The sequence below is a fragment of the Pandoraea sp. NPDC087047 genome, assembly GCF_044745225.1.
GTDB lineage: Bacteria > Pseudomonadota > Gammaproteobacteria > Burkholderiales > Burkholderiaceae > Pandoraea.
Genome location: NZ_JBIUZU010000001.1, coordinates 211,231 through 233,712, shown reverse-complemented (window position 1 = coordinate 233,712; position 22,482 = coordinate 211,231). Strand labels below are relative to the sequence as shown.

Here is a 22,482-nt window from a genome sequence, read left to right as displayed (position 1 = left end):
GGACGGCACAACCGCGCGCCGGACTTGACCTTGCGCGAGTTACGACCTATCGATATAGGAGGCGGATCATAACGATCCGGAAGGAGACGTATACGAGCGCCAACATGAAAATACAAACGGGCTCTGCCGTAGGCGCGACAGAACCCGCTGATTACCACTAGCACACCCCCTTGATCGGTGGGGCACTCGCTTTGAACATAGGTCGCGTAAGCAGCCATGTCAAGGCTGGACTGGTGCGTCTCGCTTTCTTCACTTAGGAAGCGCTGTGGTACTGCCTTCATGAGGCGTGCGTCTTTCCACTGAGCGTGGGAGACTCGCCATGACCAGCATTTCCTCACGTCCCGCATCCAACGCACGCCCAGGGACTCGCATGCGCGCGGCACTAGCCGACGCGTACGACAAGCGCGGGCATCGTAAAGCCAACCTCTTCTACGCCTACAGTCCAAAATCGGATCGCGACTGGGTCCTCAGTGGAAAACTGGAATTGGCCCACTTTGTAGTCGCTGAGTCGACACCGGACATCGTTGCAGTGAACTACGCGCCAGCGCCACGTCAATTGCCGGCTGACGTGCACAGTTCATCATTCACTTGGTGCGCGGAAGTGCTCCGACGCGATGGGACCTGGGAGTGGCGTTGCCTGGGGGATGTTACCGACCCGGCAAGGGAGCAAGCCTGCGTACGACTTGCCCAAGCATGTGAGGCCGAGCACTGTCGCCTGAGTGAGCACGACTTGCATGCCAACAGCGCACATCTTCAGAACTGGTTACGCATTATTCACTGGCTTGCGCTATACCGCGGCATGCCGTTGACGCAGGAATCTATGGCCGTAGGGGCGCTCCTCGACGCAGGGCAGGGCACCTCGCTAATGGATATCGCACGGTTGGACCCGATTGGCAAAGGTGACGCCTATATCGCCGCGGCGTTTCGACTCGTTCAGACCGGATGCATCGCGATCGCATTGGCCAACAAGCCGCTTTCGCTGCGCACCGAAATTTTGCGAGCGGGAGAGCCGTCGTGAGCCGGCCACTAACTGCTCGGACCCTCCCATGGGAGTGGCGCAACGTCGAAGACTGGCGACGTGTGGACGCCAGTCAACTCGCTGAGCCTGTGCGAGAGCGCTTCGAGCGTTTGTCAGCCGGCATCGCGGTGTATGTGGAAACTGGTCACCTTACTCGTGCGGCAAAAATTGCTCAGGTGTCTCGCAGCGTATTGATAAGGCAACTCAATCGATGCGTAACGCTCGCAGATGACGGGCGGCTGTATGGCTGGGCAGGATTACTTCACGGGATGCGAACATGCGACTATCGACGAAAAAAATCGCCGCCGAATCGCAATGACAGGAACGGGCACGCCGGCGCATTCACACAGTTTCTCACTGAGCATCCTGAGATTCAGGACAAGCTCGATGCGCTCATTCTTGGGCGTCGTATTTCTGGGGAAGTCGCCGAGGCTAGGGTATCTGCAAAAACAGCCTGGTCAAGACTCTGCAGTTGGTGTTTCGACGCTGGCGTCGACCAGCAGAGCTACCCGTTGAACACGAAAAGCCAAGGGCGCAGATCTGTGGCACGCTACATCGCTGAGCTTGTCCAGCGCTCGCCGCACGGCGCAGTCGACACCCGCTTTGGCGAGAATGCCGCTTACAAACTGCGCTTTGGTACCGCCCGTCGCTCACCGATTTGTGCGATGGCGCCCTTTGACATCGGACAGTGTGATGCGCACAAGATTGATTGCATCGGCACGCTAGAGATTACGGGCCCGGTAGGACCCCAGTTTGTGCCCATCGAACGGCTGTGGCTCATCGCGTATCTGGACAGCTACTCACGATGCGTGTTGGGCTACTCAGTGGGCATTACCACGCAGCCGTCCGCCCAAACGATAGAAGCGGCATTTGTGGCGGCTAACGTTCCATGGCAGCCGATGGAAGCATCCATATTGGGCATAAAGTATGCCCAAGGTGCTGGATTTCCCTCGGGCCTCATCCCTGAGTTGGCCCAGTGCAGCCCCTGTGTGCTTAATCTAGACAATGCTATGCAGCACTACAGCCACGTTATCGCGGAGCATCTGCGTCGTCGGCTCGGCTGCATCATCGCGTATGGGGGACTGGCCGATTGGGGGCACAACGCGTTGCTTGAGCGCTGGTTCAAAACGTTGGAAACGCGAGGCTTCCAGCGCCTGCCGTCAACCACCGGATCGCATCCGGGCGACCCCCGTGCACGTGATCCGGCGCGTACCGCGAGCCGACTGGGGATCACTTACCAGCAATTGCTCTATCTCGCGGACGTATTGTGTGCCAATTACAACGCCACTCCTCATCGGGCGCTCGGAGGGCAATCACCGCTAGATGTACTTCGTGCCTTCGCTCAACGCAAATTCGATGGTCCCTTGCTGCCCGCCTTGCCCGCACCATCGTGGAATTCACCCGCACTGGGTGTAGAAATTGTCACGCCCGTCGTACATGGCTCGATACGGCTGGGCCGGCGTCCCTATGTCGAATTTGGTGGCGCACGATACAGCAACGCCTACCTGCAAAGCGCGTGGCATCTCATCGGCAAGCGGATTGTGGTACATGTGCCGCGCGATGCACGCACCTGCGACGCGTATCTAAGCAATGGCTTTGCTCTTGGTGAATTGACGATACTGCACTCAGGGTGGGGGAGATATGCACACACGCTGGAGATGCGAAGGAAAATCCAAGCCAGTGATGACGTCAAAGTACTCGATGACGATCCCATCCAGGGATTTTCGCGCACACTGGCCACTCGTGTCGAAAAACGCTCTCGCAAGCGACCCAACAAGATTTCTCATGATGCAACCTTTCTTGCCGACCTGGAGCGCGAGAGCGGCGTCACCGTTGCCACGACAGCCGCCCCGAAACGATCTACCCAAGAACCGCACATTCGCCCCTTGACGAATCGACTCAAAGCAGTCGTGTGGAAAGGGCGTTAGGAGAGAGGATATGGATGCGAGATCATCGCCCGCAGACCAGCCAATGGCGTTAACTGAGCTTCTACAGCTGCGCGACGAAAAGCTGAACACTCACCCCCTAATCAAAGACCAGGTAATCGCTCCGACGCCGGCAATCAAAGAAGCCTTCGAAATCGTGGAAGACGCATTGCTTCACTACGAGTCGGGCGTTTGCTTTATCGCAGAGTCACGCTTCGGCAAGACGTTCGCTATTAACCTGATTGAGGCGACAGTCACGCAACACTTCGCAGATGTTCCACGATTGCGTGTGAACGCCAAAGAGCACGACCACCCAACAGAGCGCGGCCTTTATACCGATCTCCTGCTGGATCTCGGTCATGGTAGCCCGAACACTGGAACCGCGATCGCACGTCGCATCCGTGTGTACTCGTTGATGCTCACAGCAGCGCAGGCGAACGCGAGCGACCGTATCTTGCTGTTTGTTGACGAAGCGCAGAATTGGAAAGAGGCGGATTTCACTCACATGCGTGATTTGTCCAACGACTTGACGCGCCAGGGCATCTCCCTCGTTGTGGTGCTGTTCGGTCACCATCAGCTCAACACACTTCGAACCGACCTGCGCACCGCGAAACGAACTGATTTAATTGGCAGGTTCCTTCTCACGCTCTATGCATTTCATGGCATCCGTTCAGAGCAGGACCTTCTTGCTACGCTGCAGTGCTATGACGACCCAGACATTTTCGAGTTTCCATCGCACAGCCGTGTCTGTATCTCCTCATTCTTCATGCCGCGCGCCTACGATGCAGGCTGGCGTATCCAGCGTGAGGCGCGGGCGTGTTGGGACGCTTTCGCCACCTTCCGCAACCACCGCACAGGCCAAAGCGGCGAAATCGGCATGAAATGGGTCGGAGGAGCCATTCGTGACTTCCTGTGCACCCACATGGACGAGGATCGCAGAGATTTCCAGGCATCACGAGACGCATGGATTCAGGCGGTACAACGCAGTGGTTTTGAAGCGACGCTTGCGCAAGATTTGGCGGGTCTATGAATCCCTTGACGACCTCACTCAGCAGCGGAGCTGCACACGGCGCTCTCCGCGGCGGGTTGGTCTGGGCAGCGGCATGGTTCGTCGTCGGTGAAAGCGCTTACACGTGCCTGGGGAAGCTTGCAATTGCGAATGCCATGAGCGCGTCGGAGCTGTGCGCCAGTGTATTCGGCAGGCCACTGGCCCCCAACGACTATTCCCGGAGGCATCCACGTGACCTGCTTTGGGGAGAGTGGATGACACAACACAAATCTGAAGATGCCTTGATCCAACAAATCCGCGAAGGGGTACTACTGCCGGAACCTGGCCGCTGGGCAAGTTGGCTGGCCAGCGACGAGGCACTCAGATTTTGTCCAACCTGCCTAAGCCTTGGGTTTCATCACGCGGCTTGCCAAATTGAAGGACTCGAAAAGTGCCCGATCCACGGGGACGTGCTACGCTCAAAGTGTGCTCACTGTGGCGCTCCCACACCCCGATATGCACTGACACGTGCGACATTTGATGCACCGTTCCGCTGCCCCTCATGCTGGAATTGGTATGGCGCTCCCTGGAAACCAACGTCGAAGGAAAACCCACTTTCCGACATCGTTTCCGGTGGCACATACGAATCGTTAGCGACGTGGCTAACCGGACTCTCTGCGCTGAGCCTCACGTGGCCCAATCAGTCCACTTGGTCCTGTTCAGCCTCCAACGTTGAGCGAGAGCGTCGGAAGTCGACATTTCACGCGCTATGCCTAGTAAGTGAAACACAGGTGTCCGCAGCTATTCTGGCCCCATCACACCAGATATGCATTCTCGGTGCGTTGCTAAGATCACAGCCGTTGAACTTTGAGCGGAGCCTGATCCGTCACCAACATCAGATGGCGCTATATCGTGCGTTGCGCCGATGGCTGTGGCGTACGCTAGGGTTCGGTGCCGACTCGTCGAAACGAAGCTACGTCACCCGTTGGCTGGAGGAACACGAAGACGGTGCGATGCTCATCCCCCCTGGTGATGAGCCCCCTGAAATCAGTGCTTTTATGCTCTGGCGCCAACGATTTGAAGACACACTAGGCGCACTCTCGTCTGACTCACCGACGGTCTTACGCAGTCGAATGGCTACTTGGCCTGTCGACGTTATCGCTAGCTTGGACACTTGGGTCAGGTTTTGTGCCATGAGTTTTCTGGCAGATTACGCCGTGTGCGTGCAATGGCAAAAACGGTTAACGACACTGGATTCAACAGGGCCGGGCAACCCACGTTGGATGGAGCTGGTCAATGAGTTTCGCTCAAAACTCAATTCGTCGAATCCGCCATGGCCATGTCACTTGAGCTATGCCTATCAATCGGCGACTCCCAGCACCGTCACGCCGCAGGTCTGGATCTTCGTTTGCGCAGGAGAGGGCTATAACGAGTGGATTCATCAGGCATCACGGATTCTTGCCGCGATTCCAAGCGTAGCTTCACGTTTGTCCAAACGGCATGAGAGTGTCAACTACGAGGCCGTCTCGGGGCAGACCAATGAAGGCAACGGCAATACCACCGCCACAACTAGGCTGAATCGCCCGCAGCACCTAACGGATCTGCACCCGGGGCCGGAACTCGATGGTCATGACGGCGTGTTTCGCGCGCCGGAAGGTCCGTCGATACCGTTGCAAAGCGATCTGCAAGCGATCAACGCGTGGCTAGACACCTTTCGAGATCAACCTGCAGCGGCAAGCAGTTACCGGCGCGCGCTCGAAAAAATCGTGAATTGGGCGTACGTGCAGCGAGGCAAGGCGATGAGCTCGCTCGACAGAGGTGATTTCGATGCGTTTGAGTCATTCCTACTGAGTCCCAGTCCACGGACCTTATGGATTATGGGCAGCGGCCCCGGCGGAGAGTGGGCGCCATTTCGTGGTCCCCTCGCACCGGCAAGTATTCGCTCGACGATGATCGCGATTCGCCTGCTCTATGAGTGGTTAAGCAACATACGTTACGCAACGAACCGCTTCGAGATCCGTCCGTGTCGAATAGGACCGTTGGCCGACGCCAATCCGATGACTGCTGGCACGAATCGCAAAATTCACAGCGAGCCAATAAGCAGCTCGGCAATGAGCTATCTCTGGCGTGCGATTGAAAACGACGACACGCGTGAAGGATTGCGCCGCCAGCTAATGATTTCACTGTGCTACTACGGTACGCTCAGCCTTCCTGAAGTTCATGCATTGTCGGGCAAGGACATCGCTATTCGGCAACATGAGACCGTCCTTAAAGCTCAGCACAGAAAGCCCGGATGTCAAATCGTGTACGTGGTGCCGCCGTTAGGCGAGCTACTGAGGCAATGGATCGATCGCACGGGAGTTAAAACTGCATCGGATGACTTGTGGACGACTGCCGATCCCACGCGTGAACCCACATCAGAGCCTCTTCTCGGTATGGGGCTCGCCGGAATTCAACAGATTGCACGACACGTGTTTCGCGACGCAGCGTCACTGGCCACCATTGCCTCTGACGCTCACACAGCAGAACTACTATTGAATGCCGGGGCCCGACGATTAGCGAACACATTTTTACAACAGGTGGAAGATGCCGGGGGAGACAACTGGAGGCTCTTTGGGAGAGCCTACAACATTCCATCGTCGACGCTTGCATATCTGGGCCCTCGGGGCAAACTGTCGCCTAAAAATCTGTCTGCGAATCTAGACAGAATTTCACACCTGTGGCGCCAGCGTTAGGGTAATCCGAACAAGTGAGAGAGGATGGCACGTAACCCCAGCCGGCGGAGGAGGCTAGAACAGATACTGCCAATCATCCACGCCACGGGAAAGCTATAGACGCCCGTCAAACCGCGATGGACACAATTTCACTACGATTCTGCGAGTGATCATTTCTGCGACAGAAAACCGCTACAAATGTGCAAATTCAATGAAGTTGCACATTTGTGTCCGAAAAAACCGGGGGCATTACCCTAAATTGCGTCCGCCGACTGCTGCTCTTGTTGACCGTTCGGGCACACGGCATTTCGGGATCGATTGCATCAACTCGCTTATTATTTAACATAATGTACATTATGCGAAATATCCGTGTAGTGGCTAAGTTGTAATGTCCGGTTCTAGCCAAGTTCAAATGTCCGTGTTCGAGCCGTTCGTGTGGTATTCAGATGCCCCGATCATGAACGCGAGGCAACGAATCGATGGCGCGAACCGGAGTCATTACAGTGAGCATGCAGGAGCTGGATCGCCTCAAGACCATTCAGGCTGTCGTCGAGGGGCGTCTCAAATCGGTAGCTGCCGCGCAGCGTCTAAACGTGACAGACCGGCAGATTCGCCGGCTACTTGAGCGATATCGGCAACACGGGCCGGCTGGACTGGTTTCCCGTCGGTACGGTCGCCCGAGCAACAATCGGCTCCCGGCCTCGCGCGAGGCCCTGGCATTGACGATTATCCGTGAGCTGTATTCGGACTTCGGGCCGACGTTGGCCTGTGAGAAGCTTCATGAGATTCATGGATTGTCCTTCGCCAAAGAGACCGTGCGGAAGCTGATGATCGCTGGCGGACTGTGGACGCCACGTGCTCAACGACCACCGAAGGTCTACCAGCCCCGGAACCGTCGTGCCTGCCTCGGGGAACTGATTCAAATCGATGGCAGCGATCATCGCTGGTTTGAGGATCGGGCGCCGGCGTGTACAGCATTGGTCTACGTCGACGACGCCACCAGTCGAATCATGGAGATGCGCTTCGTGCCGTCCGAATCCACGTTCAGCTACTTTGAGGCGACCCGCGCGTATCTTGAGCGTCACGGGAAGCCGGTGGCGTTCTATAGCGACAAGGCAGCGGTCTTCCGTGTGAACAGCAAGGCGGCCGCAGGCGGCGATGGGCACACCCAATTCGCGCGAGCGCTGTTCGAGCTCAACATTGAAGGAATCTGCGCGAACAGCAGCCAAGCCAAAGGGCGCGTCGAACGGACGCACTTGACCTTGCAGGATCGGTTGGTCAAGGAGTTGCGCTTGCTTGGCATCAGCACGATGGACGCGGCCAATGCCTTTATGCCGACCTTCGTCGCGGACTACAACGCCCGGTTCGGCAAACCGCCACGCAATGAACACAATGTTCACCGTCAACTTCGTGCCGATGAGAACCTGGATCTGATTTTTACCTGGCGCGAGCCGCGTTGCGTATCGAAGAGTCTCACGCTCCAATACGACAAGAAGCTGTATCTCCTGACCGAAACGGCAGAGACCCGCAAGCTGGCCAGCCAGTACATCGACGTCTACCAGTACCCTGATGGCAGGATCGAGCCCCGGGCGAATGGTGCTGCCCTTCCCTACACCATCTACGATCGCTTGTCGGAGGTCGATCAGGGAGCGATTGTGGACAACAAGCGTCTTGGGCACGTACTCCAGCTCGCGCAGTACGTTCAGGAGAAGCGAGACAACCGGCGGTCCCAGTCTCTGCCGTCAACGGTTGCAGACGAGGCTCCTCGCAAACGCGGCCGACCGCCCGGCAAGAAGTCACAGCGCTCGCTCGGGCAGGACGACATGCTGGAGGCACTGCTGCGATTGCAGAAACGGTCGTGGCCGCTCGATGAGGCAGCGCAGCAGGATCTCAGTGTTCTGCGCAGTTCGTCTCGTGGCTAGATTTCTGGCCGGTTAGTCCACATACCTCACCACAGCGAACCGCATGCGCTTCGTGTTCGCGGTGGCGTAAAGAGTTGAGCTGAGTTGCAGCATTCCAGCAAACTTCTCGGAGTTTGATATTTCAATTGCCGCGTTACCGCCTTGTGCTTTTACTTGCCCTGCAACCGCAGATCGGATCATTGCTTCGTCTCCGACCCCACTCCCAATTTCACTCGTCGCAATGCCCAGAACAGTGAAGGGTCGTGGGGGTGCCCCATTAGCCCAAAAGTCTACGCCGTCGACGCTGACCTTGGTGCCGCCATCGCCGTGATAGCGATTATTTCGTCCCTCGTAGGCTTGGTAGTCGACTGTCGCGCACCCGGAAGCGGCTACAGTCATGACAACAAGTAGTGCGGTCGCAAATCCCCTGACGGCTTTTCTCATTTTTCGTCCTTTTTTGGCAATACTGTTTCTTGCGAAGTCTACCAAAACGGACATTTCAACATAGCCGGGAAGCGGACATCTGAGCATAGCCTTGACAATCCGCACCAAATAACCTGGTGTATCCCGCTTGTGTAAGAACACGCTTGCCTCCCTAACCGACCAACGAAATTCACCAACCTTCCAATGGTCGGAGTTAGTGAGAAACCGAAGACGAAAACCGCTGCTCCGAACATTGGGCGCCTGCATCTGTCCGTGGTGCAAGGACGCGAGCCTCAATCGAGTCACTTTGAAGTTCGGCAAATTCAACGCTAACTCTACGAGCTGCATCGTCATCAAGCCCAACAGAAGCACGCGACACATCAAACACGGCGTCCAGAACCAAAGCAGCCGCCTCGACCGCCCCAACCCCAGGCTCGATGCGTCCACTAGCCAGTTCCCATATGGGCGACAAATCGCGTACCGAGACCGAGCGGCGCACAAATCTGCCCTGCCTTCTACAGCGGGTCCGGCAGCGTGCAAACGCTGATGCGCGTAACGCGGGAACTCGGGCAAATACCTGCATGGAGCAAGCTCCAATTCTTTGTCACCCCGAAGGCATCTCTAGTAAATGCCACGCCGTTGGACGCTCTGCGCTCTGGCGTGGTAAGGACCGTCGTTATCGCAGCGAGGGCGTTCGCAGAGCGGTGAGCGCGTCGAGTGCCCGGGCCGCAAGAAGCCGAGAGTGGCCACGGGAGCACTAAACACATCCTAAAGGACTTATATGGCTGCGTTGGCTTTCCTAGGTCGACTGGTTGGTAACAATTTTGGACGCAAACCGAAGCGCCCCGTCGATATCAAGCCGAGTCGACGCAAATGACTTCAGCTTCACGTCGTCTGGCAATGCCCAGTCCCACTTCTCGTGCTCTAGATTTTCGATGCCAACTAGTGACTCGACTGCGGCATCTGCGTTGAGGCTTCCAATTTCCTCCAATGCGTCCTTCAACCTGTCGAGGTCGCAGTTCATGACTGAGACAACCGGACCATTATTAAAGGCGTCGACCCTTCTCGTGCGAAGTAGTTGCACAAGGGCGTCGTTCAGCCAATCCCCGTGCCAAGTAGCAAGGTGCAGTTTTGAACCTTCTGGTACAAACACCTCAGAAGCCAACGCCGCATCCGCGTAGTAACGTCGGGCCTCAGCGAGGAGAGCCCTACCCTGCCTATCCAAAAGTGGGACCTCTTCGCTCCCAGCGAGTATGCGGCGCATCTCTTGTCGCACCTCGTCATGGACCATCGCCCCGTTCCCATCGAACGTTGGCGGCGCACCACCTTTATCGGGAAGCACGTAAACCGTCTTTGTCGCTTGGTCCACCTCTTGAACTCGCCACCGTCGACCGCCAAAAATGATGCCTTGCCCCACCGATAGAGCGTGCCCGATGGGAACACTACCCAACTGACGCCCGTTCGCAACTAGGCGCATCTCATCATCGGTAGCGAACGATGCATAGAATTCATAGTGGCTGACGAGTTGCTCTCCTTTTTTTCCGTGCAGCAAGGTTCCATCCGGCGACTGGATGATGAGGTCAAGCTTCCCGAGTTGCCAGAGTACCGATAGGAAAGTGTCTTTACTGACCGCACCAAAAGTCCCGCTGGTGACGAGCTCACCCCACAGATATGCGGCGGAGCAGCCGCCCCGCTCGGCAATCATCGAGAGTATCTGCTGCACCAACGTTGATGCATGCATGCCGTTGGCACGGGGAGGCTCAAACCAGCGTCGTATCAGCAGATAGACCATCGCCATCGACTGGACCAATCCTTCTCTGATTCGGTCAGAGAAATCCGATTTTTGTGTGAGTTCGGACTCGATGCAGTACCCACGAAATACCGACGATTCACCCTTCCGTCGTCCCGAGCGACCAAGGCGTTGACGGAGACTCGCGACCGATGGTGGTGGCCCAATTTGAGCGATGCTTCGGACCGAGCCGATGTCGATGCCGAGCTCGAGCGTTGTCGTACAGACGGCGCTTGCTGGCCGGGCCCCGTCCTTCAGAGCCCGCTCCGCATCCTCTCGAAGCTCCTTAGACAAGCTTCCGTGATGCGGCCAGAATTCGTTTGGGTTACCGTCCCGTTCACAAGCACGCCGCAGAAGGTCCGAATACATTTCCACCTGCTGCCGGCTGTTGGGAAAGATGAGATTGTTTGACGACCTGAGGGTCGTATAAATGTGATTCGCGACGTCTAAGACGCTTCCCGGCACCGAATCCTCAAAAGCTGGATTCTCCAAATCAGGATCCAGCTCAACTCGAGCCGGTTTGAACACAAAGCCCTTTAGTTGGGCTTTCAAATCAGGCGCACCTCCATTCGACTCAATAACGTCTACGTCATCGCCCGAGCCAGGGCGCAGAAAATCGGCCGCAAGACGCATGTCACCCAATGTCGCAGATAGCCCAACTCGGGCCAACTTTCGTCCGCAAGCCTTTTCCACACGGTGCATCAGCGATTGGAGTTGCTTGCCTCGCTCCGAACCAATGAACGCGTGTAGTTCATCGACTACGATGTAACGGAGCAACGAAAACGTGTCCGGAACCCTTGCCCCCCGGTTGACGAACATCGCTTCAAGCGATTCCGGAGTGATGAGCAAAACGCCAGTCGGATTCTTGAAAAATTTCTGCTTTCGGCTGGCCGAAACATCTCCGTGCCAACCGGCCACAGGAATTTCAAGCTCCTCACACATTCGGTCCAAGCGAGACCATTGGTCATTGATGAGCGCTTTTAAAGGGCTCACGTAAAGAACCGAACCGGCGCATGCTCCATCACTTAGCAAATTCGAAAGAATGGGAAAAAAAGCTGCTTCGGTCTTTCCGGCAGCGGTTGCCGCAGCAATGATGACGTCTCGGTTGCCCCCCAGAAGCGCCGGAATAGCACGCTCCTGAGCGTCTCGCAACTCTGTCCATTGCTGAATCCAAATCCATCGCTTAATTTGCTCATGGAGCAGACTAAAGCTCGCAGAGTCAGTTGATGCGGAAGCTTGCAAGGTCATCATCCGCCTCTACAGCAACGTCATCCAGCCCCCCGGTGTCGCTCTCTACCTCGACGGCGCCAACAAGCTGGCGCCAATCAGCGTCGCGATTTTGTTCCAAAACGGAAAGGAGGTTAATAAACGCTGTGATGGTGGTTCGGGGTGTCCGAAAGTACTGGTCGCCGAGACGCGTAGCGCAGTGGGCCATAAATGACGCAATACCATCCTTAGGTATGCGTGCGTTAGCCTCGTCGCCAAATGCATGCACTTGCCGAAGCTTGTCCAACAGCACATAGAAGTCTTCGGGCGTCAGGCTTGCCAAGCGAATTACTGGGCCTGTGTAGTCTACGAGTCCGCCGGTGGCAAAGGTATTCTCGGCCAGCCGCGACTGAAGTGCCGTATAGCTGTACAAGCCACGCTTCGTGTCGAGCAGGAACTCAGGCGTACCTCCGAGCACGAACCCGAGTCCCTCCGCTGACCCCTGAAGGGAGTCATTCAAGATTCGGAGAATCTGCTCATAGTTGGAGTTCCGAGCCTGCACATTTGCAAGCTTGTAAAGGTTGACTAGCTCATCCAGGCAAACGAACAGCCCGCTGTAGCCAGCGAGCCGCACAAAACGCCCCAATAGTTTCAACTGGTCGTATACGGAAGCGTCATCGATGATGGTTCTCACGCCCAAGGCAGCGCGGGCATCGGTCTTTGTCGTGAACTCTCCCCGGAGCCAACGAATCGCGTTACCTTTCAGCTCTTCATCCCCTTGGTCAAAACCTCTGCAATACGCCGCAATGACGTCGGCGAAATCGTACCCATTGACCATCTCTGTTAAAACGTCGAGTTTCTGGCGAATCACGTCTTCGGCTGACCGGTTAGCCGCTTTTGCCTCCGTTCTGACTTGCCCAATAAACTTCTCAACGATTCCCGCCATGGCTCCGCCGTCTGGTTTCGTACGCGTCGAGATGTTCTTCACCAGTTCGCTGTACAGAGACCGCGCCTGCCCACCGGAGGCATGAAGGCGCCGGTCCGGATTCAAGTCAGCCTGGACAGTGACGAGCTTTTTTTCCAGAGCAATCGCTCGGACGAGATTCAGAAAAAACGTCTTGCCGGCGCCATACTCACCAATGACAACGCGGAAACTCGCCCCGCCGTCAGCGACACGCTCAATATCCTGGAGTAGCGCATCGAGTTCCTTTTGTCGGCCGACCTGAATTAAATGTTGACCATTTCTGGGCACGACGCCTGCGCGAAGAGATTGCAGCACCGCGTCGCGGTCCTTAGGGCGGATGGGATTCATGTAACTAACCGTTGAGCGAGTTCTTGATTAATTTCGAAAGGGTCGTCACCGTCGATGAGCGGCTCATCCCAGTAGTCCAAAGAAGCTTCATTGACCTGCTCTATAGCACCATCAAGCATCAAATCCAAGCCCGACGTAGCATCACTAAGCTCCGCACGAGTCCAACTTGACCTTGAGAGAAGAAGCCGAAGAAGTGTGGAGTGCGATTCGTCAAGCCCGAGAAGACCCGTTCCGCTGACCGCACCCGCCTCATAGGCAGCCTCGCCCTCAGTCGGCTTTTCCACTATGGATTCGTCCTCAGCAAATACTTTCGCCAGCATCTCAGACACTTTGGCAGTTTCTTTTTGAAGTGCTTCAATCCGAGCGGTGTCTAACGCGAACTCTACAGTACGATATCCGGCCAAACGCTGTTCCGAGCTTGTGGCGAGATTCGGTAAGTCAAACGAACTTCCAACTGTCGCCCCATGCAGGTCGCTGTACAATCGCTTGGGGTCCAGCCCGAGCAGTTGATAAAGCTTTTCCAGAAGCTTTACTTCCGCAGGGGTGACTACGCCATCCGCATTGGCCGTTCCCACCACAACGTGGGCCACAGCACTTCTGGCCTCGGGTGGCAACGGTTCCAAGCGCTTCTTCAGGCTCGCCTGCGTTGGCGGTTGCGCAATCTGCACCTGAACCCGCGCCTTGAGCCGTTCACGCTGGCCAAGGTATGTTTGTGGCCAAGAATCAATCTGGCGATAGATTAGCTGCAACTCTTGGTCTGAGACGCTACCGTCTGCCATCGCGACGGACGCCGCCATGTCGACCATCAGGGCCTGCGTAAGAAATGCTCCGTCAACGAGGTCACCTTTGCCAGAGACGGGACACGAGTACAGTGCGACGAAGTCTGTGGACTTCGGTGTACGGCCGGAAATACGCACATCCGGCTCCATGCCTATCCCCACCTTGTCCAGCACAGACGCGAGTTCGGCGAGCTTGTCACGAGTGACGCCTGACGTTGCATTGAACTGCTTAAAAAGCGCGTCGAACGTCGCGACGAATGCCCCACTAATCACGGCCGCTTTTAGCCTGTCAATCTCTTGATTCGCGGACTCGGACCAAAGGTCTCTAGGCAAAAGAAGCATGCCCTCTAACGAACCAGCCGAGTCAGGGTTACGGCCGAGAAAACGACTGTAAGCGTCAAGCATGTCGGTGCACTCGAAAGTAAGTTGCTGAAGCTTCTTTCGCGGCCCGGTCAGAGCAGCCTGGTCAGGGAGTGACGTGATGTAGTCCGGATACGTCACGTTATAAAGCGCCGGCAAGAGCGTCCGGCTGCGCACCTGAAGTTTGGTTTTGTTCTCGGTAAGCTTTATGCCCTCACGGAACTGCTCCGCGTATCTCCTGCGGAACAGGAGCTTAAATTCACGCTCACAACGGTGAGCGGGCGTGCGCTTTACAACAGCGCCATCAGCCAACACCCACGCCAATGCCCATGCGACAGGCACAGGCGTTTTGTCCACTGCCGCCTGACCAAACGCAACCCGGATGGCCAATGGCACTTCGAAGTAATTCTCCGAGGGTTCCGGGGGATGTTCATAAGTCCGGCCGGGATGCACAGATTGTATGAACACTGCGTCCAACAACATGTCGAGGGCTCCCATCGCAACCTGATTGGGAAACGTTGCCTTTAGTCGCCGCAATTCATCGCCAATGGCACTCAATTCGCTCTTGTCGACCCGCCCTTCGAAGCCGTCTACCAGAACCCGTCGCTCAAGCCCACTGATGTAGAAATTCACGCAACTTCGGTGCGCATTAGTATCCGACCTACTAGACGCGAGCCAATCAATAACGTTTCGACGTTGCGCGGGTGACATCCCACCATATCCTTGCCAATAATCGACACCGTCGGTCGAGGCAGAATCTCCGGCGGTAGCGACCTTGAGGTTCGAGTTCACCACACACGCATCGAGTCCGTAGTATTTGTCACCCCCAGGAACGGTCCCGAGATAGAACAACCCGCCATCGATTGCTGTCCCGCCCACGACCACACTTTCACCTTTTGGTACCCATCGAACTTTTTGCGCCAGGCCCACTGGGGGAGGCGCAATTTGGAATTGGGTCTCCGACCCACGTTCAGCGAGTCGCACCGTAACGAAATTTTCCTCATCTGAGGTATGAAGGCTTTTCGTTGGCATTTCCGTCGACCGTTGGTAGGCGTCGTTTCTCGGCCGGACTTCAGATTGGGCCGAAGTGTGGAATTTATTTGATTTTTCGGCCCTGAGCGCAGAAATCGTAACCCAAAGTAGCGCAACTAAAAGGAACGCTTTCCACCCGCCATTCGGTGCTGCTACGAAAACGAACACAATCCCCACCGCGAGCAACGCGTGCCATATCCCCGATATTCGCTTCTTCTGGCTCATCGACTTAGCCTCTCGAGCATTTTTTAACTTCCGCGCCTGAATTAACTTACGGGTGCGGTGACTTTTGCATCATTTTACCCAATCACCGGTTGAGCAGGACTGCGAACCTCCGAATTACGAACGAATTGCGAGATTTGGCGAATCGTCGTTAGGAAAATTTTAACGAGCAAGTTACCGAAGCTTGACACCATTGCGGTACCAAACCCAATGACGCGGCACATGGGTTGATGCCAGATAAGGGGGATAGCGAGATAAGCTTTCTGAGCTTGCCCAATCTCAACGAGGCCGGTTGTCAGTTCTTTGCCGCGCTGAAGGCGCAGATACTGTCCGTGCAAATAGATGTGCATGAAGTGGCCGTTCCTGTCGACATCTATTTGTACGTTGCGACACCAACGGGCTCTGACATTGGCTCTAGCGCGACGCTGTACGGCCACTCCCTAGACCGAATGCACCTCCCAGCGGTGACTGAGTACAACGTATCTCTGCCCCCTGTACGTTGTCCAAATTTGGCTACCGTAGTCGGCATTTGATATGCCGACAGCGCGCGAAGACTCTCACGGCTGCTGGCGAAATTCGCAAGTTAGCGAAATTAAGTTGGGCAGCCACCCAATTCACGGGGGCGAAATGGAGGGCAGCGTCGCTTAATACCACGTAAGTCGTTGATTTTTATGATATTAGGTTAGCAACCCTAGCGTGTTCTTACAGCTTGGTCGGCACCTCTTACCCCATCAACGCCGGAACGGTGACGGTCACCGCGGCATTTTCGTTCTGACGGCGCATTAGCAGTGCTGCAGGCGGCGGATCGAAGGTGAAATCATTCTGCGACTGTCCCCCGCACGCCGCTATCGCGAAGCCCGCAATAGCGGCGTGACGAACCTCTCCAGACGTTCTGTGGTCCATGCCGGCGGTGCCGGATCGTCCCAACCGTTGTGCGCCAAGCGGCCCGCACGATCAATCGCAAAGTTCACCGGAAGACGCCAGATACGCCCATAGCCACCGGCGTATGCGCTGCCCAGGAAACCCACCGGAAAGCTCAGGCTCGCAGCAATTTTTCGCACCATAGGCAGGTTTTCCGGCGTATCCAGGCTGAAGCCCAGCATCTGAAGCCCGTCGCGGGCGTGCCGCTCTGCGTAAGCAGACAACAGCGGCAATTCTTCATGGCACGGATCGCACCATGTCGCCCAGAACGTGAGAACGACGACCTGGCCACGCAGCGCTTGCGTGGCGATCTCACGACCGTCCAGCGTTTGCAGCACCAGCGGTGGAGCTGGCGCCCCCACTGTCAGGCTGTTTGCGTGTCCCGGCGTTCCCCATCCGGATAACCCCGTGCCCACAACAATGCCGCCGGCCGCCTGCAACCAGCGACGCCGCGACAACGAGGGACTGGAGTTCGGGCTAAATCGCTTAAAAGGCATAAGAAACCCCAACGTTCCCGGTCCAGCGGGGGAACAGTTGATAGCCGTCCAGCTTGCTGTAGAGCGCCTTCTGAACAAAGCCGTAGACATGCAAGCTATGTGTCACCGCAATGGTGACACCGGGACTCAGATAGACCACAGTCCCCCCGGTATCGGTGGTATCGGCCAAGGCGCCCTGATCCGCGCTCTTGCGCGTGAAGTTGATCTGAAGCTGCGGCACGATCGTAGGATTGGCTTCGTAACGAAGCCCCGCACTCACCGTGGTGAGGTTGCCGGGGCGATAATCCGCGTTGACCTGATTGAGCTTTTCCATCACTGCGGATTGAAACTGCATGTTCACGAACGCATCGAAATCCTGGCTCACGGGCTGGTAATAGTAAGCCCCGAGGATGATATCCGTACTGCCTGTGCCGGGTTGCAGGCTCGTGTCGAGCGCTTGGCCACCCGCGACATTCGGCCCCGTTGAGAAGAACACAGGATGACCGACAGTCGCGCCGGTCACGACATTCTGGCCGCCGTAGGCGCCAGTGGGGAGTTTCACGCCGAGCTGCACACCGAGGTTGTGCGTCGGCAAAAAGCCTTGAAAGTTGGCAATCAGTTTGACATCGCCCAGTCCGCTACTCGTGGCACCGCTGACATTATCGGGGGTGAGCTGCCCTGCACCGGCGTTTCCGTAGGTCGTGTGGCTACGGTCGATGAACGGCACGATAGCGCTGAAATTCCAACTGCTGTTCGGACTATAGCTCAGGCCCAGGTTGTAGTACCGATTGATTGTCTGCTTTTCGACTTCCTGACTCCCCCCCGCGTCGTTGACTGCGGCGGCTTGCGACGGCGATACGGCGCCTGTCCCGCTGCGCAACTGACTTTGGTTGATGAAACTGTAGTCGAAGCTGATGCGCCATCCCGGCAACGCCGAATACCCCATGGCGGCGTCTGTGCTCAACGAGCAGCCGCAGGTGGCGCACGCTTGCGCCAAATTAGATACGAGCAGACCGGCCGTGCAGACAACTGCAGCCCCCGCTAAACGCTTCGATGCGCTAGACATGATTTTCCTCGTGTGTGTTCTGAATGGACGCCCCCATGACGGGGCCCCCGTGACGTGGTGTGCCACGGGATTTCCTGTTGTCACGCTCAGAATGCGAAGGGAGGGGCTCGGGGGCGCCCCGACGGGAACGCACCGATAGGTATGAATCGCAGGGCAAACGTGGTAACGGCAAGAACGACCACGATGCACGCGAGGTAGATTCCGGGAAGCGGCATGCCAAGCACCACCGCGTGGTGCTCAAGGAAATGACAATAGCAGCATGCGTCGCCGTGGGCCACATGCTGCCGATGCTCGGCGGTATCATGGCTTTCAAATTGGGATGCCGCTGAGCACAGCGTGCCGTGCGGGGTGTCCCACCTCTGCGTCATCAGCGAGCTACTGACCAAAGGCGCGACGACAACCAGCCACATGGCAACGAGGCCAAGCCAAACTGCGAGTCGCTTTTGATTACGCTTTGTTATGGTCAATGGGTTAGCGCGGGAAGTCTAGCACCGGCGACGACGCCCATATAGGGCTTCCGCGCGCTGTTACCAACGCGATTTATTACTCGACGCTACAACGCGATACGCGAAAGAAATACCCATTTTGCGAGTAAAAGATACCCGCGAAAACCAGCAATCCAGCCGCCGCGCAGCCCTCACACGGCGGCTTCGGCAGCCGCTTACATCAACTTCGCATGACGTGTCTCTTTCATTAGCAAAACGCCGATCAGGCTAACCACCGCAGCGACCGACACATACGCGCCGACCCATGACAGGCCACCACGCTCGGCCAGCAGTTGCGCGATGTACGGCGCGATCGAGGCGCCGAGGATGCCGCCGAGGTTGTATGCGACGCTGGCGCCCGTGTAGCGCACATTCGTCGGGAATAGTTCCGGCAGCAGCGCACCCATCGGGGCGAACGTCACGCCCATCAGGAAAAGCTCGATGCTCAGGTAAAGCGCGACAAACGGCATCGAACCGCTACCCAACAGCGGCTCCATCGTGAAACCCGACAGCAACGCCAGCAATCCGCCGACGATCAACACCGGTTTGCGGCCGTAGCGATCAGACGCCCAGGCCGATATCGGCGTGGCGATCGCCATGAACACAATCGCCATGCAGAGCAACCCGAGGAAGCTCGGCCGTGCAATATGCAACGTGCCAACGCCGTAGGAAAGCGAAAACACCGTCGAGATGTAGAACAGCGTGTAGCACACGACCATCGACAACGCACCGAGCAGCGTCGGCGCCCAGTGCTGGGTAATTAGCACGGCCACCGGCACACGCACGCGCTCATTGCGCTCGATTGCCGCCTGAAACGCCGGCGTCTCGGTGATCGTCAAACGCACGTAAAGCCCCACCGCCACGAGCACAGCGCTGATCAGGAACGGCACGCGCCAGCCCCAACTCCGGAACTGCTCGTCGGTCAGGCCGATCGCGAGCGCGAAAAACAGACCGTTCGACATCAGAAATCCGATCGACGGGCCGAGCTGCGGGAACATGCCGAACCAGCCGCGTTTGCCGGCAGGCGCGTGTTCCGTAACCAACAGCGCCGCACCGCCCCACTCTCCTCCCAGCCCGATACCCTGGCCGAATCGCAACACGCACAGCAGCACAGGCGCGAGCGTGCCGATCGCGTCATAACCGGGGACAAAGCCGATTGCGGTGGTCGAAACGCCCATCACCAGCAGCGATGCGACCAACGTCGACTTGCGTCCGAAGCGGTCGCCGAAATGGCCGAACAGGAAAGCACCAATCGGACGCGCGATGAACGCGATCCCGAAGGTGACGAACGCCGACAGTGCCTGCGCGGTTGACGAGCCGTGCGGGAAGAACACCGGACCGATCACAAGCGCGGCGGCGGTGGCATAAACGTAAAAATCGTAAAACTCGATCGCGGTGCCGATGAAGCTCGCGAACAGGAGTCGACCCCGGCTGAGCGCACCGGCGCCGTTCGATGCCGTACTGACGGAACGTGAGATAGAAGACATGTGTCGGAAAAGAGGTTCGGCCGCGCGCGAAGGCACCGGCCAAGTCGACGTAAGAACGCCAGGAATGTGTCTGGATTTGTCGAGCGCTCGCGTCACAGCGGTACGCGAGCGCTCGATAGGCCTGGGTCCGGCCCCTGAATAGCCCTGGCTTCGGTGCAGCGGCTCGTGGCCGCGGCCCAATGGAAGCAGAAACCCGGGCGGCAAGATAATGTGTGCTATCTATGCCTTCGAAAACGTCGAAGCCAACGGCTTTATTCCATCGAAATCGAATACGCCGTGGCGCTCGTGAATCTCGAGCCGATCACGTCGTAACGCGCGCGCATCGCGTCGAAGAAGTATTTCTCGTTCCGGCGTGACACCTTGAACTCGCCCATGTTCGAGTCGAAAACCGTGAGTCGCTGGTCTGGCTCGTGCCGCGTCGGACGATGAAGCGTGATGGCATGTCCCGTCCCGTAACCCGCCAGTGCAATCACGTAGTCGCCCGGCTTTCGGGTCAATGTCCCCACAGACGCCCCACTGAACGGCCCCGCCTCCCGGCCGGCCTGGACCCGATGTTGGCGGAACATCTCCATCATGGCCATGTCGGTTCTCACCGAAGGATCGTGCGATACCGCCTGAATGCTCTGCTGGTAGCCGACATAACGGTTTTGCACCGCCTGCGCCCGCGTCAGGGCGGCGGGCGATCGCAATGCCGCCAGACTGTCGGGTTGCTGCCCGGCACCGCCCGAACGGCGGTGGGCGAGCCACTCCATACTCAGGCCGTAGCACACCCCATCGCCGATCTGCTGCCCGATGGCGTCCGCCACCTGATTCATGTTGTAGCGGTTGCCGAGGAACGGCAGCAGCGCGTCGCGGGTGCGTTGTTGCGCCAGCGCCCTGTCGATGCGCAGGATATTCGACAAGTCTGGCCGCTGCGCTTGCGCCAGCCGGTCGGTGTCCTGTGCCGGGTCGGACAGGCAGCACAGACGGCTGAGCCATGCGCTCGACGAGGTGGTCTCCCTCGTCTGCCTACCTTGTGACTGCGGAGGATAGTGGACGCCGTGCAGCGATGGCTGACTGGACAAGCTGCGGCGCGGCGCCGGCGACGTGTCGCTGCTACGTTGCGAACGCCTCGTGGGCGGAAGCGGACCCGACGCACTCGGGAATGCGGACGAATTTCCGGACGTGGCCGGCGTCGTCGCATGGGGCGTACCGGAAGGATGCTGCCGGTAATTGGGGTCTCCCGTGTAAGTCTGGGAGGTCGGGGTCTGTCGAGGGACGTTGGTGGGCATCGCAGGTTGCCGTAAGAAGTTTGCCAAACCGATCAGCATCGGCAATCGAGACTGTCGTTACAGCAGACTCTAGGGTGCCGACAAAGTCTGCGCGGCCCACAAGCGAAGCGGGGTAGCGATCGACGAAGTCCCGAGGGAATTCGTCGAACTCAGATCACCGCCCCGCGCGATCCGTTCCGGGGCGCGGCCATTGGTGTTTTGACGATCACCCCGGATACGGCGGCAACGAATGGTAGTTCGACCCGCCGGCAGCGTCGGCTTCCAGTGACGCCAACTGGTCGATCATCTCCCGTGACGGATTCTGGATTGTCCGCGCGGCCTGAGAGGCTGTGGCGGTGCCCGTGTACACGCTGTGCCAGGCGCTCAAGTACGCCAGTTCCCGCGGTTCCGTTATCCCCGAGGCCAGCGCCGCGCCTCGAACATCCGCACCATGAGACAGAAGCCCCTGGGCGAGTTCGCGACGTCCGCCGACCGTTCTTGGGATGGTCGGGTCGACCGGCGCGCTTTGTGCGGAGATCGCGGGTGTCGGTGGTAACGCACGATGGCTGCGCGGGCCGGCCGTCGTCATGGAAGCTTGCGCGACCGGGCGACTCTGGATCGGCGCCGCAGCAGGCAGGGCAGGTAACGCACGAGGGGCCACATGCGCGGTGTTCGACATCGCGCGCGGCGCATGGGCCACCGGACCCGCGACCGAAGCACCATACTGCCCCGGCATCATGCCCGGATTCGCGGGTAACGGACGTCGGCCCGCTCGCGCCGGATTCGTCCCCGAATGAGATGCGCTCGCCGCCGTCGAACCTTGCGGTGGGGCCGGCAAGGTGCGTCGAGCCGGACGCATTGCGTTCAATTGCTGAAGCGGCATCGACATTGCGGCCGCGTCGTGATTGTTGCCCGTGGCGGGTGTCGCACCGCCCTGCCCTTGTCGGCTGGCGTCATGGGCCGAGGTGTCGCTCGTCTGCGATGAGCGGCCTGAGTGAATGCGCGTAGGTTGCATCGGAATGGTCCTTCAGGATTGCGTGCAGATCGGTTCTACAGCACAACCCACTCGACCACGCGACGCGACGCGAACCGGAGATGCGGAAAAACGAACCCATCTCATTTGACGTC

General features: G+C 57.8%; 16 protein-coding genes. 5 read left to right on the top strand and 11 right to left on the bottom strand.

Going from position 1 to position 22,482, the window contains the following annotated elements:
- The first annotated feature begins 319 nt into the window (after positions 1 to 319).
- The 5 genes from ACIPHM_RS00920 to ACIPHM_RS00900 all read left to right on the top strand — a co-directional run bounded on the left by ACIPHM_RS00920 (position 320) and on the right by ACIPHM_RS00900 (position 8,567).
- Positions 320 to 1,018, top strand: coding sequence for a hypothetical protein (locus tag ACIPHM_RS00920; RefSeq protein ID WP_400323436.1), 699 nt, complete (start codon positions 320 to 322; stop codon positions 1,016 to 1,018).
- Between the two features lie 110 nt (positions 1,019 to 1,128).
- Positions 1,129 to 2,946 (top strand): hypothetical protein, encoded by a 1,818-nt coding sequence (locus ACIPHM_RS00915; protein WP_400323433.1) that lies wholly within the window; start codon positions 1,129 to 1,131, stop codon positions 2,944 to 2,946.
- A 10-nt stretch (positions 2,947 to 2,956) separates the two neighbouring features.
- Positions 2,957 to 3,973: an ATP-binding protein gene (locus ACIPHM_RS00910; RefSeq protein ID WP_400323430.1), complete on the top strand. Its 1,017-nt coding sequence runs from the start codon at positions 2,957 to 2,959 to the stop codon at positions 3,971 to 3,973.
- A 1,151-nt stretch (positions 3,974 to 5,124) separates the two neighbouring features.
- Complete coding sequence (locus ACIPHM_RS00905; RefSeq protein ID WP_400323428.1) at positions 5,125 to 6,666, top strand: hypothetical protein; 1,542 nt, start codon at positions 5,125 to 5,127, stop codon at positions 6,664 to 6,666.
- Positions 6,667 to 7,124: 458 nt separating this feature from the next.
- On the top strand, positions 7,125 to 8,567 hold the full coding sequence (locus tag ACIPHM_RS00900) for an ISNCY family transposase (protein WP_400323425.1): 1,443 nt from the start codon (positions 7,125 to 7,127) through the stop codon (positions 8,565 to 8,567).
- A gap of 12 nt (positions 8,568 to 8,579) precedes the next feature.
- Here ACIPHM_RS00900 and ACIPHM_RS00895 read toward each other — a convergent pair whose 3' ends face one another.
- The 11 genes from ACIPHM_RS00895 to ACIPHM_RS00845 all read right to left on the bottom strand — a co-directional run bounded on the left by ACIPHM_RS00895 (position 8,580) and on the right by ACIPHM_RS00845 (position 22,369).
- On the bottom strand, positions 8,580 to 9,131 hold the full coding sequence (locus ACIPHM_RS00895; protein ID WP_400323422.1) for a hypothetical protein: 552 nt from the start codon (positions 9,129 to 9,131) through the stop codon (positions 8,580 to 8,582).
- A gap of 637 nt (positions 9,132 to 9,768) precedes the next feature.
- Entirely contained in the window at positions 9,769 to 12,006 is a 2,238-nt protein-coding gene (locus tag ACIPHM_RS00890) for a DEAD/DEAH box helicase (protein WP_400324288.1), read from the bottom strand.
- Entirely contained in the window at positions 11,978 to 13,276 is a 1,299-nt protein-coding gene (locus ACIPHM_RS00885; RefSeq protein ID WP_400323419.1) for an ATP-binding protein, read from the bottom strand. The genes ACIPHM_RS00890 and ACIPHM_RS00885 overlap by 29 nt, the downstream gene beginning before the upstream one ends.
- Positions 13,273 to 15,672, bottom strand: coding sequence for a TerB N-terminal domain-containing protein (locus ACIPHM_RS00880; RefSeq protein ID WP_400323416.1), 2,400 nt, complete (start codon positions 15,670 to 15,672; stop codon positions 13,273 to 13,275). Before ACIPHM_RS00880 ends, ACIPHM_RS00885 begins: the two co-directional genes overlap by 4 nt.
- A gap of 74 nt (positions 15,673 to 15,746) precedes the next feature.
- The gene (locus tag ACIPHM_RS00875; protein WP_400323413.1) at positions 15,747 to 16,019 is read right to left on the bottom strand and encodes a hypothetical protein; all 273 of its coding nucleotides are present in this window, start codon (positions 16,017 to 16,019) and stop codon (positions 15,747 to 15,749) included.
- Positions 16,020 to 16,514: 495 nt separating this feature from the next.
- Positions 16,515 to 17,087, bottom strand: a complete 573-nt coding sequence (locus tag ACIPHM_RS00870) for a TlpA family protein disulfide reductase (RefSeq protein WP_400323410.1) — start codon at positions 17,085 to 17,087, stop codon at positions 16,515 to 16,517.
- The gene (locus ACIPHM_RS00865; protein WP_400323406.1) at positions 17,077 to 18,132 is read right to left on the bottom strand and encodes a transporter; all 1,056 of its coding nucleotides are present in this window, start codon (positions 18,130 to 18,132) and stop codon (positions 17,077 to 17,079) included. The genes ACIPHM_RS00870 and ACIPHM_RS00865 overlap by 11 nt, the downstream gene beginning before the upstream one ends.
- 86 nt (positions 18,133 to 18,218) lie before the next feature.
- Positions 18,219 to 18,599, bottom strand: a complete 381-nt coding sequence (locus tag ACIPHM_RS00860; RefSeq protein ID WP_400323400.1) for a DUF2946 domain-containing protein — start codon at positions 18,597 to 18,599, stop codon at positions 18,219 to 18,221.
- A 194-nt stretch (positions 18,600 to 18,793) separates the two neighbouring features.
- Entirely contained in the window at positions 18,794 to 20,104 is a 1,311-nt protein-coding gene (locus ACIPHM_RS00855) for an MFS transporter (protein WP_400323397.1), read from the bottom strand.
- A gap of 251 nt (positions 20,105 to 20,355) precedes the next feature.
- Positions 20,356 to 21,168 carry a YopT-type cysteine protease domain-containing protein gene (locus ACIPHM_RS00850; protein ID WP_400323394.1) on the bottom strand — a complete coding sequence of 271 codons (813 nt, stop codon included), beginning with the start codon at positions 21,166 to 21,168 and terminating at the stop codon, positions 20,356 to 20,358.
- Between the two features lie 412 nt (positions 21,169 to 21,580).
- Positions 21,581 to 22,369: a hypothetical protein gene (locus ACIPHM_RS00845; protein WP_400323391.1), complete on the bottom strand. Its 789-nt coding sequence runs from the start codon at positions 22,367 to 22,369 to the stop codon at positions 21,581 to 21,583.
- Positions 22,370 to 22,482 lie beyond the last annotated feature (113 nt).